We start from the raw sequence: 12,894 nt of genomic DNA, 5'->3' as shown, positions 1-12,894 counted from the left end.
AAGGCCTACAGGTCTCCGACGATGAGTTTCAAGCGCTCAATATCAAACCCGGTAAGTTTCATGGCGATTGGAACTATACGCTTCTTCCTCGCTCTTAATCGGTAACTTAATTCTTGCCCATGCCTTAGCCAAAGACATCGAAGCCAACGGTGGAAAGATTCTCGATCCGCCCAAAGAGTATGATTACTCGCCCGGATATTATGCAGTTTTTTTCACTGATCCGGACGGCATTAAGTTGGAGGTAGTACACATTCCGTGAGGCAACATCTCCTCGCGCTGGGCACGGCCCCCTTTTTTGAAAAGGGGGCCTTCCGTTTCCCTCCTTGAAAGGGAATCGGCTCATGGCTCCCCCCTTTTTCGTGCTTGTGCAAACGGTTCCTTTGGTATACACAGCCAAGCCATGAAATCAGTGATCGCTGTCGGTACTGGGTTATCCCTGGTGATGCTCAGTTTTTTGTCTCTCAGTTGTAATCGCTCCGAACGTCCGAACCCTTCTCCCTCCTCACAAGCGCCAGCTTCGGAGAAAGACGCTCCTCCTGACCAAGAGAATGTTGTTGCTATTCCTCCCGACCTCCAGAAAGACGTTGATGCGATTGTCCGCGCAGTCGAGACGCTCGATATCCCACAAGCACTGGCGGGATATGCGGAAGATTACACCAGTGGTACGGGTCGCTCGAAAGATGGAGTACGGGAGGTTTTAACACGACTGCAAGAGGGGAACGTCAATATCACCGTGGAAAAGACCGAGTTCGAAGAAGCTGCAGCAGACAAAGCCAAGATGCAAACGCGGATCCGCCTTCGCTATAAAGACACTTTTCGTGATATGGCAGAAGGGGAAGTGATCGTTACCGATACACTTCGCCATTTTCTCCGCAAAGAAGACGGGCATTGGCGAATCTACGCAGACGAGCGCATTGCAACCTATCGGGAAGGACGCTTCGGCGAGCAATCACCGAACATACGGTTAGAGGTTCCATCCCGATTACCATCTGATCCCAATTATGAAGTTTCGGTTTCAGTCCAACGAGATATGGACAAGAATTATCAAGTAATGGTGGGGAACTACCCTGAAGACCCGGAGTTTCTTCCTCCGCCCGATGTTGTCACCGAACTGCCAGAAACCGGCGTCTTGACAGCGAATCTCCTCCGCAATCCACGCGGGCGTAGTGAAATGGTGCGGATCACAGTGATTGTTGAAGATCGTGAGGGAAACTGGGTCGGGGCAACAACCGTCTCGAAGTTTATTCCTGGCTCACCACAAGAAAAAGAGGCAGAAGTGGACGAAGCTGTCATATAGCTGTTGGGATTCTCTCGATGGCCGAACGTCGCCCACGCTTTTATACGCATGTCTATCGCCTTGTCGCCCAGGTCCCAAAAGGCAAAGTCGTCACGTACGGTCAGGTCGCTGTTCTGGCGGGTGCCCCTGGAGCTGCGCGCGCCGTCGGGACCGCATTACGTTATCTGCCTCGGGAATTATCACAGCAAGTTCCCTGGCAGCGAGTCATTAACGCCTCAGGGGGCATCAGTATTCGTGGCGATGTCATCCGCGTCGAAGAGCAGCGCTGGTTGCTTGAACATGAAGGCATCAAGTTCGATCGCTCAGGAAAGGTCGACTTGAAAAAATACGGCTGGCAAGGGCCGAAAAAGATTAAGATGCCAAAGTGGAAGAGCCAATTGTAGATTTACGATTGCGGATTTATAAACTCTGAACTTGCCCTGTTCTCCCATCCACAAGCCGCAATTACTCTTTGTTCCACTCCCCTGTACGAAAAAACTCTTCTATCTGTTCATAGTATGGCCGGATGTTGTATCCACCAGCTTTGAGCCATTCATCATTGTAGTAGGTATGGAGATACCGATCTCCAGGGTCACAGATCAGTGTGACAACCGAGCCATGACGGCCTTGCTTGGACATTTCTGCGATGAGCTGGAGCACGCCAAAGAAGTTGGTGCCCGTTGAGCCACCACACTTTCGCCCAATTGTCCGCTGCAGAAAACGTACCGCGGCAAAGCTGGCAGCATCTGGTACTTTAATCATGCGATCGACAACGTCGGGCAGAAAGGACGCCTCTACCCGTGGTCGCCCGATGCCTTCGACTTTAGAGCCGGTCTGGCACACGAGACTACGCTCTCGGGTACGATAGAAATCGCTATACACAGAGTGCTCGGGATCCACAACACAGATGCGCGTGTTCGCACGACGATAGCGGACATACCGCCCAAGCGTCGCCGAAGTGCCACCCGTACCAGCACCGCACACGATCCACTCTGGAATCGGATGCTCTTCTGCGGCCAGTTGCGCGAAGATGGATTCCGCAATGTTATTATTTCCTCGCCAGTCGGTTGCACGTTCAGAGTAGGTAAACTGATCCATGAAGTGCCCATTGGTTTCTGCAGCGAGACGCCGGGATTCGCCATAGACCTCAGCAGGTGTTTCAACCAGGTGGCAACGACCGCCATAAAACTCGATGAGGGCAATCTTCTCGGGTGAAGTGGACCGTGGCATAACCGCGATGAAACGTAATCCCAGCAGTTGAGCAAAATATGCTTCTGATACAGCCGTCGATCCAGATGAGGCTTCTACTACGACGGTATCACGATGAATCCAGCCATTGCACAGCGCATACAAAAACAGCGAACGTGCTAAGCGATGCTTGAGGCTGCCAGTTGGATGAATCGATTCATCCTTGAAGTAAAGGGTGATATTCGGTACCGAGGGAATGTTCAGTCTCAGCAAATGTGTATCAGCGGAGCGATTGAAATCTGCTTCAATCTTTCGTATGGCTTCGTTCACCCAATCTCGTTGGAGCGCCATGGCCTCGTTCCTCCTTGGAGTGCGATAGTATTGCTACGTGTGGAAATACGCGATGTCTACAGACACTACCCCCGCGAGCTTGCAACGTATCCCCCTGTTCGCTGATTTTGATGAGAACACACTGCGGGACTATCTCCAACTTCTCCAGCCGGTATCTTTTCTGCAAGGCGATTGCCTGATGACTCAAGGAGACGTCGCTGAGAGTGTCTTTTTCCTTGAAACAGGTGAGGTTGAGGTCGTCACCACCCTCCCCGGCGGGAGTGAAGTCATCATCTCGACGTTGAGCCCAGGCAGTGTCATAGGCGAGATGGCCCTACTTGACGATGTCAGCACCCGCACCGCCACTGTCCGCGCCTTAACTCCTACGACTGGTTTTTTAATCGAACGTCAGGACTGTCGCACCTTACTCACACAAACTCAGGAAATGACCTTTTCACTGCAACGTCGTATTACCTTAAGTTTATGCCAACGTCTGCGTGAGCTGTTCAGCAAGATTGTCAACCTCGCCACGCCGTACGCTCCTCGCGCTTTCGGGGACCCAGAGGAACTGGGCTTATCATCCCATACCACACGTGTTCCTGCTTCGCCTCTTGCCTACAGGGCATTCCTTCCACAGCTTCCGTTCTTCTCTCGTTTTCGACCAGAAGAGGTTGATACCCTGCTCGCCCAAGCGACCGTTCTCGAGCTCCCACGGCAACACATATTGTTCCGACATGGCAATCCAGGCCAATCGTGTTTCATCATTATTCGTGGGGCAGTCGAACTTTTGAGCGGTACGACCCGGCATTATCCTCTGCATGTGTTAGGTCCGGGTCATATTTGCGGCCAACTCGCCTTGATCGAAGACGCTCCGCACGAAGCCGTGGCCGTTACGCGCAGTCACACGACCTTGCTCGAACTGCAAAAGCCCTCCTTTGATCACTTCTTTACCGCCACCACCCGGACCGCGACAAAATTTCAACGTGCCATCTTGCAAGGGCTGCTGGCGAACTTCGCACGGGCAAACAACCATTTAGTACGAGCACTGAGTCAGTCCGCGCTTCGTGATCGTCGCAAGAAAGATCATACTTAGTACCGTGTCTCGCACGCTCATTAGCGGTGAAATCGTAGGGCGCGTACCACGCGCCCTACAACTGCTCACGAAGTGATGAGACACAATACTAGTGCTCAAGATAATGTGTTTCCACCGTTCGATGGCTCTTGCGCATGTCTGCATATAACAGACTGTATTCTGGCACCTCGATCCAGGCCGTGGTATCGCGCGTCAACGGCTCAGACGCAATCATGATTGAATCAGCTGTCTTGCTGCCACCGATCATCTTCCATTCTCCATCATGTAAGCCATACTCTGCGCCACAGGTGTACCACAAACTGAGAAACGAAAAATTGAGTTCATGAAGAGCATCGATTTCCGTCGCGTAACAGCCAAAATCAAAACAATACCGAACTGCAACGATCTCTATCCCTGTCGTAATAAACAGATTCACAAATGAAGACGTCGTAATGCCGCAGCGCTCACGCACCTGCCTGATGAGGCCGAGAACGCGTTCAATCGCCTGTTGAAGCTCACCACCCTCAGGATACGCCATTGGATTTCCGAGTTGAGAGAGCAACAGGGCATAGATCCATTCACTATCAGTGCTGCCACTAATGAACTGAGCAATCTGAGGATGAAGATGCTCGGCAAGAAACGGCTTCATCTCACGGAACCGCGCGAGGTCACCATTATGCGCCATCCACAGCTTGGTTCCCGGGAAGTGGAAGGGATGGACATTTTGTGGCGCGATCTCAACCTCTGGGCTATAGGCAACACCACGTACGTGGGCTAACACACAATTAGCCTTGATTTTTCGAGCAAGCCCTTTGAGGTTCCGGTCAAAGATCGGAAGTGCGGTGGAAACGTAGCTGAATGGAGTCTCTGGATCATAGGATGTGAGATCCCAAGCATTGAGACCAAATCCAGCCAGGTTCAACATGCGGAGCATTTTTGGCATGTACGTCTGCTTGACCAGCGAGTTATCTGGTCCATACAGCAAGTGATCAAGCAGAACTGGTTGGCCCAGGTAGGCCAGTGCACGACACATGGTTGGCTACTCTCCGAGATCGTAAGGGCGTATAGCACTACGCCCCTACCTGTCATTACGGAATCAGCACCAACTTCCCCACCGACCCACGTGACTCCATATGCCGATGAGCCTCAGCCGCATCAGCAAGCGCGAACTTCTTACCGATGAGCATCTTGAGTTTCCCCTGCCCCATCAGTTGGAACGACTTCTCAATCCCCTCTTTGTGTTTGTCAGGCATCGCCGAGACCGTATAGAGAACGAATCCACTCACTTTGAGTGAGTTCTGAAAGAGGCTCATGAGGTTTAGTGGATCAGGAGGCCCGCCTGCACGTCCGTACAGAATGAGGTGGCCGAAGGGACTTAAGCATTGAATACCTTTTTCCAACGTAGGTTTGCCGACGGCATCAAGAATCAGATCGACCCCTTTACCGTCAGTGAGTTTTTTGGCTTCCGCCGAAAAGTCATGCTTCTCGTAATTGATAACGGCATCTGCGCCGTACTGCTTCACTAAGTCAATCTTGCTGTCACTGGAGACCGTGCCAATAACACGAGCACCGGCAGCTTTGGCAATTTGCACCGCCACGATACCCACACCACCTGCGGCAGAGTGAACAAGGACCGTTTGTCCCGCTGTTGTCTGATGCGAAGTGTGCAACATGTGATACGCAGTCAAAGTTTGAATCGGAAACGCGACGCCATCTTCATAGCTGACGAAATCCGGCAACGGGATCACTTGTGCGGCAGAGACAGTGCAGTACTCAGCGTAGGTTTTGACACCAATAGACGTGACCCGCATTCCTGGTTTGAGGTTGGTAACCTCAGGGCCAACCGCATCGATGACTCCTGCGGCTTCCATCCCTGGAATGTCCGGCAGTTTTGGCTTGATCAAATATGTCCCTTGGCGGAAAAAATTATCCGCAAAGTTAATGCCGATCGCGTGGGTCTTGATCCGCACCCAGCCTTTGCGGGGCTCAGGGACATCAATATCTTCATACTTCAAGACTTCTGGGCCACCAAGTTGGTGAAACTGCACTGCCTTCATGGCACGCTCCCTCCTCATGCGAGATGTGTGTTTTTCTCGTACTAGCGGAACGCTTTGAGGGAAGATAGATGGGGCATGGCTTGACAGTAGTCACTTGTCCGGGAGACAACTGAAATTGCTGAACAGGTGAGCACGTGGTAGGTCTAAACGAGGCGGTTATAAAAGCGAGGTCTGCGATGGTCGAAACAAGTCATGAAGCACTCTATGAGCGTTTCATTAGGCCTTTAGAAGCGCAACACCAAGGAGAGTTTGTTGCAGTTACTTCCGATGGGCGAGTCATTATCGATAAGAACGATATTCAGGTAGTAGACCAGGCGCTGCAACAATTTGGTCCAGGAACCTTCGTATTGCTAAAAGTGGGCAGTAAGGGAGTAGGGAAGTGGCGCAGGCAACCAGGCTTGTAACTCCTGCTTACCCATATGTAGAGGTTGCGTTTGTTATTGGGACTTTTCGCTCCCAACCCATCTTGGCTTACGTTGATAGTGGATTTGACGGGTACCTTTTAGTTCCATCGACACAGACAGTGTTATTTGGTCCATCCCAGTTCTCTACAAGTTGGGAACTGGGAGATGGTTCAGTCGTGCAGGCACAAGAGTACCGCGGTGAGGTCGAGGTTATCGGCCTTCCTGTGACTATCCCTGCTCGTATTACCTTCTTGGGGGACGAATATCTGCTTGGTCGTGGTGTTGTAGACCGCTTGCACATGACTTTTGACCGTGGCCAACGGCTTATTTTAGAAATCTAATAAGGAGGGACAATCGTTATGGCTGTCGTTCGTGGTGAAGAATTAATTGGCGAAGCGTTTAAAAGAGAAGGTGTCGATACTATTTTCTTTATGATGGGTGGCCCGACCAGTGGCGCGGCAGGTTCGTGTCTCAAACTTGGCATGCAAGGCATTTATGTCCGCCATGAACAGGCCGCAGCGATGATGGCACATGCCTATGCACGTGTGACCGGCAAACCTGGGATTTGTATTACGCCTTCTGGTCCAGGGACCGCCAATGCCGTGACTGGCTTAGCCAATGCGTGGGCGGATGCCGCACCGATTATTGCCATCGGTGGTTCAGCGCCGATGCGAGCGACGACGCTCGATTCCTTCCAAGAGATGGATCAAGTCGCAATGATGAAACCAGTGGTGAAGGCAGCTTATCGTGTCGATATCGCCTCGCGCATTCCTGAGTACATCAGCCTTGCCTTTCGTGAAGCGATGGATGGCAAGAAAGGTCCAGTCTATCTCGATCTGCCTGGTGACATTTTGTCCACCAAGGTTGAAGATGACAAACTTTACTGGCCGACTAATTATCGCGTCGATAGTCGTCCTGCAGGTGATCCAGCGCTGATTCGCAAGGCAGTTGAACTACTCGCCAAAGCCCAACGCCCATTGCTTGTCACTGGCAGTGGCGTGTTGTGGGCTGGTGCATCAGCAGAGATGCGCCAGTTCGTCGAAGCAACCGGGATTCCGTTCTTCACGACCCCACAAGGCCGAGGCGCCGTTCCGGAAGATCATCCACGGGCCTTCCCTGCCGCACGTTCGCAGGCATTTCGTGAAGCTGATGTTGTCCTGGTGGTCGGCGCGCGGGCAAACTCGATGTTATCATTCCTGCGCTCGCCACGTTTTTCGCCAGATGCCAAGTTCATCAACGTCAATCTAGATGGCAAAGAGATTGGCCATAATCGCGATGTCGCCGTCGGCATCATTGGTGACGCGAAACTGGTGTTTCAACAACTGACCGCCGAGGCAGCCGGAAAGATCGATGGCAAGCAAGAAACGGCGTGGGTTGCCCAACTTGCGGCGAAACAGCGCACCAATGAGGAGCGTAATTCTCCACTCCTGAACTCGACCAACGTTCCGGTTCATCCGTTGCGCTTGTGCAAAGAAGTGCGTGACATCATTACCCGCGACACGATTCTCGTCGTTGATGGTCACGAGATTCTCAATTTTGGCCGCCAATCGATTCCTATCTTTGAAGTCGGTGGCAGCCTCAATGCTGGTCCGCATGGCTGCATGGGAGTTGGGGTACCGTTCGGTATCGGTGCAAAAGCTGCACGCCCAGACAAACCTGTTGTCGTCCTCAGCGGCGATGGCGCGTTTGGCTGGAACGGTATGGAGATGGATACCGCCATTCGTCACAAGTTGAACATCGTCGTTGTCGTTTCCAATAATGCTGGATTCACCTCACGTCAGACTGGTCGCATGACCGCCAGCAACATGGGGCTTGATAACGTTGGTCGCGATCTCGGCTATCAACGCTACGACAAGATGGTCGAAGCTTTAGGTGGCTACGGCGAGTTTGTCGAGAAACCCGAGGATATTGCCCCAGCGATCAAACGTGCGATGGCAAGTGGCAAACCCGCGCTCGTCAACGTCTGCACTGACCCTGAAGCGCAAGCGACGACGGATATGGGATTTGGTGGATATTAGGGCGGTATTGAGTGATCGGGGCATTTTAATTGAGCCATTGAGTCATCGGGCGATCGGGCCATTGAGGAAACACTTCTATACTTCTTCAATGACTCAATGACCCGATAGCTCGATGATACGATGACTCAATAAGAAAAGAGCGAGGCTTTTCATGAAATTCGGTGTTCTCTACGCATTTCGTAATCCCCCACAATGGCAGCAACCATATCCTGATTTTTACCGGGCGCAGTTTGATCAAATGCAGGCAGTCGAACAGCTCGGCTACGATGTCGTCTGGATCACTGAGCATCATTTTATCGAAGATGGCTATCTCCCATCACTTCTTCCGGTTGCCGCGGTGATCGCTGACCGTACCAAGCGGGTACAAATCGGCACCTATGTCCTTTTGTTGCCACTGCACAGTCCGTTACGTGTGGCTGAAGATGCGGCGGTTGTTGATATTATCTCCAACGGCAGGCTGATCCTCGGACTTGGGCAGGGCTATCGCCTCGAAGAGTTCGAAGGCTTCAATATCAATCGCGATGACCGTCCGCGTATGACTGAAGAAGGCATCGAAGTGCTGATCGGTGCATGGTCACAAGACAACTTCACCTATAACGGGCAGCACTATCAATACAAAAACGTCACGCTCACGCCAAAGCCAGTGCAAAAACCCTATCCGCAGCTTGGTATTGGTGCTCGTGGATTGAAGCCAACGCGACGCGCGGCAAAGTATGGTTGTCATCTGATGGGCGGCGCCTTTGGGCAATATGACATCTATGTCAAAGCGCTCAAAGAATACGGGCGCGATCCGAAGGATTACGATGTCATGAACTTGCGTCCGATTTATGTTCATCGCGACCCAGAGCAAGCCTGGAAGGACGCCGGGGAGCACATTTTTTATCTCTTCCGTAATTACGGCAAATGGTTCGGCGCCGCTGGTGACCTGCGTGTCGATAGCCAAATGCAAGCGATGAATGTCACAAGTTTTGCCGAAATTCAAAATACCGACTTCTGGCGCAATACCGTCATTGCTGGAACGCCCGAACAAGTAACTGAGCGCCTCATCAAAGAGCACGAGAGCGCCCCATGTGACCACCTTCTCTTCTTCGTTCTCCCAGGCCTTCCATATGACAAGATGTTACAGTCAATTCGCTTGTTCGCTGAAGAAGTGATGCCACACTTGCGACCGTTGAAGACGCCGGCGAAGCAATAGGAACCAGGCTATAGGCTGCAGGCTGTGGGGAGAAGACGTTCGCATTAAGGTGTGGTGAACGCATAAGGTGAGTTCATAAATTTTTCCCCAGTAGGCTACAACCTATAGCCTGTAGCCTACTGCTTGTTTTCTGCAAACAACGCCACCTTATGAAAGGCAACGGCCTCTCGTTCACGGCTCGTCGCCGGAAAACCTACCCCGGTACGAAAGGTTAATGTATTGATACCCGGAGTGACCCACGCTGGATCAAGGTAGAGTTCATATTCTCGCCAGCCGCGCGACAACAGCAGGCGTCGTACCGGATGTTTATTGAGTGAGACTTCGAGAGGATAACAAGCAAAACTCTTATTCTGCAGAAATGGGCGAGCAGAAAACCGCATCGAATAACCATGCTGGCTCTGTAGTGGGACCGCGATACTCGCCTCTCCATGCTGCATCCAGGTGATTGATCCTATGGTTTCCTGCCCATTGTCTCCCCACGCCCCCTGTAACAACGTCGGCGTAGCAGTGCCCCCAAACGAGAAGGAAACAACCGGTTCCCGAACCATTGACAGCACAGAAGGCAAATGAATCCGCACCGCCGGAACGTAATAGAACAGCGGATACACCACACCTAAAACACTGCAGGCTAATACGATAGGTCGAAACGCGTTGCGCTCCTTCGATTGCGAGAGCGTCACACACAACCACGCGACCCCCAACGGCACCGTTCCGAGAATATCGCTCACCCAGTGATGCATGAGGTACACACGCTGCACGATCACCGCGCCAACACAACTGCCGAGAAGAACAAGACCGGTAGCCTTTTGCAGCAACGAGAGGCGTTGCCGAATAAGCCAGAAAGCTAACGTTCCGGCCAACAACACCGCACTCGTTGTATGGCCACTGGGAAAACTGTTCCCGACCAACAATGGGGACACACTACTGGGGCGCGAGCGTTCAAAGACGGTTTTGAGGAGTTCAGCAAGAAAGCCACCAACGACAATAACGGCGGTCCCGTATAAGACCTCATACCAGGCCCGGCGGAGACACAGATACACCCCAACCATCAAGGACAGAATAACCAGTATCCCTAGCGGCCAGTCCACGGAAAGCACGCGGCTACTCTCGCATCCTCGGTAACACTCGATCCAGTTGTAGACCGCAGCATCAAGTGGCACGAGCGTCGCAAGGAAGAGTAACTCCCCCAACACAATAGCCACAAGAACAATAGCGAGGCGGAGTGCGCGATTATTTATCAAAGACTTGTATCGCTTCGGCCCGCGCCCATTCCATGTTATGGCGATGGCGGTTGGCCATTTCTTTGAGGAATGCCGCAATATCTGGCGGCGGATGCAACGCGAGCGCTTGTTCGACTTTCCGCGCAACCCAAGCTTGTCCACGCGACAGCAAGGAAATCTGATCGTTCAGATTATCGAGACGTAAGGCGCGATCCACAAAGTCCCCAACCTTGGGTGAAGGATGACCTCCGTGCAAACGAATCAACCCCTCCAGCACCGACACATCACTCACCTCCACATCAGTGATATCGGCAAAGAGCGCCTTCAGCTGAGGGTTTGAGGTCTCCTGTGACATCGCATCAAGCAGTTGATGACCAGCCCGCTCGGCTTCCAGTAAGCGGTTGAGAATCGTTTCCAGCTCCGTATGCATGCGGCTATATTGGCGCAGAACCTCATGGGCGTCAAACCTGGTCCTCAGGCAATGCACTTTGTCCAATAGCTGGTGTTCGTTACAATTCCGTGTCATGAAAACTATCATTCTGTTAACTATCTCAAATATTTTCATGACCGCAGCCTGGTATGGTCACCTCAATTACAAAGAGACCGCTCTCTGGAAAGTGATTCTCATCAGTTGGCTGATCGCTTTTGTCGAGTATTGCTTCCAGGTCCCGGCTAATCGTATTGGTCACTCGCAGTTTTCTGCTGCGCAACTCAAAACTATCCAGGAAGTGATCACCTTGGTGGTCTTCTGCGTATTCTCTGTGGTCTATTTGAAAGAAGAGCTCAAGTGGAACTACATCGTTGGCTTCGTGTTCATCTTGGGCGCGGTGTTCTTTGTCTTTAAGAAATGGTAGAGAAAACCTAACACCAGAAAAGGAGGTCGTTATGTCAAACGTCTTGGAAGAAAAAGATGCGATCCACGAAACGATTGCCAATTACTGTTTTCATTTCGATGGGGCAGAGTTCGACAAATGGGTCGATCTCTTTGCCGAAGACGGGACATTTGAAGCGGGCGCACGAGGAACTCATCGTGGCAAAGAGGCGTTACGCAAGTTTGTCAAAAACATCCCGCTCACTGGCGGCAGCCCGATGATGAAACACTGCGTGATGAATGAGATCATTAAAGTGAATGGCAACGAGGCAACCGCCAAGAGTTATATCGTCGTGGTGCGGTCAAAGGGCGAAGGAGCGTTAGTCAACGGCCTGGCTGGCCGTTATGAAGACACACTCGTCAAGCACGGTGACCAGTGGCTGTTCAAAACGCGTAAGGTACATTTTGATTTGATGGGGGATATGAGATAGCGGCTAGGGGCTGGGGACTAGTCCCTTCCCCACAAGCCCCGAGTCTCGAGCCTCTAGCCTCAATGAGCAGCTTTTCATTCCTCGGTCCAAAGGCTCTGTGCTATGCTGCTAGGCAGAGTACAGGAGGTGCACCATGCGCGCTGTCTTTATTATGCTGAAGACTGATCCGGGAACGTTAGCAACGGTTGCGGATCGCGTCACGGAACTCGAAAGTTTCTCAGAAGCCTATTCCATCTCAGGCGAGTATGACTTGCTCGTGAAGTTGTACGTCGAGAATTTTGACGACCTATCACATCTGGTGACAGAACAAATTCAGAAAATTCCCCATATCCGAGAGACCTTCACCCTGCTGACCTTCCATGCCTTTAAATAGGAAGCATGGCGATGCGTATCCGGGCCGACCTCAACGAACCGATTGTCTTACAAACCAACGATTTGCCGTGGGAACCTTCCCCGGCACCAGGCATTGAGCGCCGCTACTTATCTCGCGATGAAGCGCAAGGCGTAGCAACCAGTATTGTTCGCTATGCTCCTGGGGCCTCTTTTCCCGCCCATACGCAAGCGCGTGGAGAAGAAATTCTCGTTCTTGCAGGAACCTTCGCTGACGAAAACGGCACCTATCCCGCAGGGACGTACCTCCGCAACCCACCAGGCAGCCGTCACCATCCGTACAGTCCCGACGGGTGTGTGATCTTCGTCAAGCTCGGGCATCTCAAGGAATAGCCTAAATCAGACCTGAGAACCTTCGTACACGTTACACTCCAGACGCCAAATCGTGTCATTCTGAGTCCTCCACAGCGCGCGGCGCGGAGCGTGGAGGCAGAAACGAGAC

General features: G+C 52.1%; 17 protein-coding genes. 12 read left to right on the top strand and 5 right to left on the bottom strand.

Annotated features, from left to right (window positions below):
• The first annotated feature begins 67 nt into the window (after positions 1–67).
• The 3 genes from FJ147_23070 (at position 68) to FJ147_23060 (ending at position 1,680) form a co-directional block, all read left to right on the top strand.
• Positions 68–259 (top strand): hypothetical protein, encoded by a 192-nt coding sequence (locus FJ147_23070; protein ID MBM4258770.1) that lies wholly within the window; start codon positions 68–70, stop codon positions 257–259.
• Positions 260–400: 141 nt separating this feature from the next.
• Positions 401–1,297 carry a hypothetical protein gene (locus tag FJ147_23065; protein MBM4258769.1) on the top strand — a complete coding sequence of 299 codons (897 nt, stop codon included), beginning with the start codon at positions 401–403 and terminating at the stop codon, positions 1,295–1,297.
• A 17-nt stretch (positions 1,298–1,314) separates the two neighbouring features.
• Positions 1,315–1,680 (top strand): methylated-DNA--[protein]-cysteine S-methyltransferase, encoded by a 366-nt coding sequence (locus FJ147_23060; GenBank protein ID MBM4258768.1) that lies wholly within the window; start codon positions 1,315–1,317, stop codon positions 1,678–1,680.
• A gap of 61 nt (positions 1,681–1,741) precedes the next feature.
• Here FJ147_23060 and FJ147_23055 read toward each other — a convergent pair whose 3' ends face one another.
• The gene (locus tag FJ147_23055; protein MBM4258767.1) at positions 1,742–2,815 is read right to left on the bottom strand and encodes a PLP-dependent cysteine synthase family protein; all 1,074 of its coding nucleotides are present in this window, start codon (positions 2,813–2,815) and stop codon (positions 1,742–1,744) included.
• A 52-nt stretch (positions 2,816–2,867) separates the two neighbouring features.
• Here FJ147_23055 and FJ147_23050 point away from each other — a divergent pair, with 52 nt between their 5' ends.
• Positions 2,868–3,887 (top strand): cyclic nucleotide-binding domain-containing protein, encoded by a 1,020-nt coding sequence (locus FJ147_23050; GenBank protein ID MBM4258766.1) that lies wholly within the window; start codon positions 2,868–2,870, stop codon positions 3,885–3,887.
• A gap of 88 nt (positions 3,888–3,975) precedes the next feature.
• On the opposite strand, the gene FJ147_23045 is transcribed toward FJ147_23050, so the two are convergent.
• Both FJ147_23045 and FJ147_23040 read right to left on the bottom strand, forming a co-directional pair.
• Positions 3,976–4,899 (bottom strand): class II glutamine amidotransferase, encoded by a 924-nt coding sequence (locus FJ147_23045; protein MBM4258765.1) that lies wholly within the window; start codon positions 4,897–4,899, stop codon positions 3,976–3,978.
• 55 nt (positions 4,900–4,954) lie between these two features.
• Positions 4,955–5,941, bottom strand: a complete 987-nt coding sequence (locus FJ147_23040; protein MBM4258764.1) for a quinone oxidoreductase — start codon at positions 5,939–5,941, stop codon at positions 4,955–4,957.
• 158 nt (positions 5,942–6,099) lie between these two features.
• Between FJ147_23040 and FJ147_23035 the strand changes: the two genes are divergently transcribed.
• The 4 genes from FJ147_23035 (at position 6,100) to FJ147_23020 (ending at position 9,540) form a co-directional block, all read left to right on the top strand.
• The gene (locus tag FJ147_23035; GenBank protein MBM4258763.1) at positions 6,100–6,327 is read left to right on the top strand and encodes a hypothetical protein; all 228 of its coding nucleotides are present in this window, start codon (positions 6,100–6,102) and stop codon (positions 6,325–6,327) included.
• A complete protein-coding gene (locus FJ147_23030) occupies positions 6,303–6,668 on the top strand; it encodes a hypothetical protein (GenBank protein MBM4258762.1) in 366 nt (121 codons plus the stop codon). Before FJ147_23035 ends, FJ147_23030 begins: the two co-directional genes overlap by 25 nt.
• An 18-nt stretch (positions 6,669–6,686) precedes the next feature.
• Positions 6,687–8,345, top strand: a complete 1,659-nt coding sequence (locus FJ147_23025; GenBank protein ID MBM4258761.1) for a thiamine pyrophosphate-binding protein — start codon at positions 6,687–6,689, stop codon at positions 8,343–8,345.
• A 151-nt stretch (positions 8,346–8,496) separates the two neighbouring features.
• Entirely contained in the window at positions 8,497–9,540 is a 1,044-nt protein-coding gene (locus FJ147_23020; GenBank protein ID MBM4258760.1) for an LLM class flavin-dependent oxidoreductase, read from the top strand.
• A 116-nt stretch (positions 9,541–9,656) separates the two neighbouring features.
• Here the strand turns inward: FJ147_23020 and FJ147_23015 are convergent, their stop codons facing one another.
• Both FJ147_23015 and FJ147_23010 read right to left on the bottom strand, forming a co-directional pair.
• Complete coding sequence (locus FJ147_23015; protein MBM4258759.1) at positions 9,657–10,781, bottom strand: phosphatase PAP2 family protein; 1,125 nt, start codon at positions 10,779–10,781, stop codon at positions 9,657–9,659.
• The gene (locus FJ147_23010; protein ID MBM4258758.1) at positions 10,771–11,286 is read right to left on the bottom strand and encodes a hypothetical protein; all 516 of its coding nucleotides are present in this window, start codon (positions 11,284–11,286) and stop codon (positions 10,771–10,773) included. Before FJ147_23010 ends, FJ147_23015 begins: the two co-directional genes overlap by 11 nt.
• Here FJ147_23010 and FJ147_23005 point away from each other — a divergent pair.
• The 4 genes from FJ147_23005 (at position 11,285) to FJ147_22990 (ending at position 12,785) form a co-directional block, all read left to right on the top strand.
• Complete coding sequence (locus FJ147_23005) at positions 11,285–11,614, top strand: DMT family protein (GenBank protein ID MBM4258757.1); 330 nt, start codon at positions 11,285–11,287, stop codon at positions 11,612–11,614. The genes FJ147_23010 and FJ147_23005 overlap by 2 nt on opposite strands.
• Before the next feature lie 31 nt (positions 11,615–11,645).
• The gene (locus FJ147_23000) at positions 11,646–12,062 is read left to right on the top strand and encodes a nuclear transport factor 2 family protein (GenBank protein ID MBM4258756.1); all 417 of its coding nucleotides are present in this window, start codon (positions 11,646–11,648) and stop codon (positions 12,060–12,062) included.
• A gap of 133 nt (positions 12,063–12,195) precedes the next feature.
• Complete coding sequence (locus tag FJ147_22995; GenBank protein ID MBM4258755.1) at positions 12,196–12,435, top strand: Lrp/AsnC family transcriptional regulator; 240 nt, start codon at positions 12,196–12,198, stop codon at positions 12,433–12,435.
• Between the two features lie 11 nt (positions 12,436–12,446).
• Complete coding sequence (locus FJ147_22990) at positions 12,447–12,785, top strand: DUF4437 domain-containing protein (GenBank protein MBM4258754.1); 339 nt, start codon at positions 12,447–12,449, stop codon at positions 12,783–12,785.
• Positions 12,786–12,894 lie beyond the last annotated feature (109 nt).

Source organism: Deltaproteobacteria bacterium (assembly GCA_016874775.1).
Taxonomy (GTDB): Bacteria; Desulfobacterota; Binatia; order Bin18; family Bin18; genus VGTJ01.
The sequence above is the reverse complement of the archived record's forward strand: the minus strand, read 5'-3'. Positions and strand labels throughout refer to the sequence as shown.

Coding starts and splice junctions, on each gene's coding strand:
- FJ147_23065 (MBM4258769.1), top strand. CDS start 401: ATGAAATCAGTGATCGCTGTCGGTACTGGGTTATCCCTGGTGATGCTC.
- FJ147_23060 (MBM4258768.1), top strand. CDS start 1,315: ATGGCCGAACGTCGCCCACGCTTTTATACGCATGTCTATCGCCTTGTC.
- FJ147_23055 (MBM4258767.1), bottom strand. CDS start 2,815: ATGGCGCTCCAACGAGATTGGGTGAACGAAGCCATACGAAAGATTGAA.
- FJ147_23050 (MBM4258766.1), top strand. CDS start 2,868: ATGTCTACAGACACTACCCCCGCGAGCTTGCAACGTATCCCCCTGTTC.
- FJ147_23045 (MBM4258765.1), bottom strand. CDS start 4,899: ATGTGTCGTGCACTGGCCTACCTGGGCCAACCAGTTCTGCTTGATCAC.
- FJ147_23040 (MBM4258764.1), bottom strand. CDS start 5,941: ATGAGGAGGGAGCGTGCCATGAAGGCAGTGCAGTTTCACCAACTTGGT.
- FJ147_23035 (MBM4258763.1), top strand. CDS start 6,100: ATGGTCGAAACAAGTCATGAAGCACTCTATGAGCGTTTCATTAGGCCT.
- FJ147_23025 (MBM4258761.1), top strand. CDS start 6,687: ATGGCTGTCGTTCGTGGTGAAGAATTAATTGGCGAAGCGTTTAAAAGA.
- FJ147_23020 (MBM4258760.1), top strand. CDS start 8,497: ATGAAATTCGGTGTTCTCTACGCATTTCGTAATCCCCCACAATGGCAG.
- FJ147_23005 (MBM4258757.1), top strand. CDS start 11,285: ATGAAAACTATCATTCTGTTAACTATCTCAAATATTTTCATGACCGCA.
- FJ147_23010 (MBM4258758.1), bottom strand. CDS start 11,286: ATGACACGGAATTGTAACGAACACCAGCTATTGGACAAAGTGCATTGC.
- FJ147_23000 (MBM4258756.1), top strand. CDS start 11,646: ATGTCAAACGTCTTGGAAGAAAAAGATGCGATCCACGAAACGATTGCC.
- FJ147_22995 (MBM4258755.1), top strand. CDS start 12,196: ATGCGCGCTGTCTTTATTATGCTGAAGACTGATCCGGGAACGTTAGCA.
- FJ147_22990 (MBM4258754.1), top strand. CDS start 12,447: ATGCGTATCCGGGCCGACCTCAACGAACCGATTGTCTTACAAACCAAC.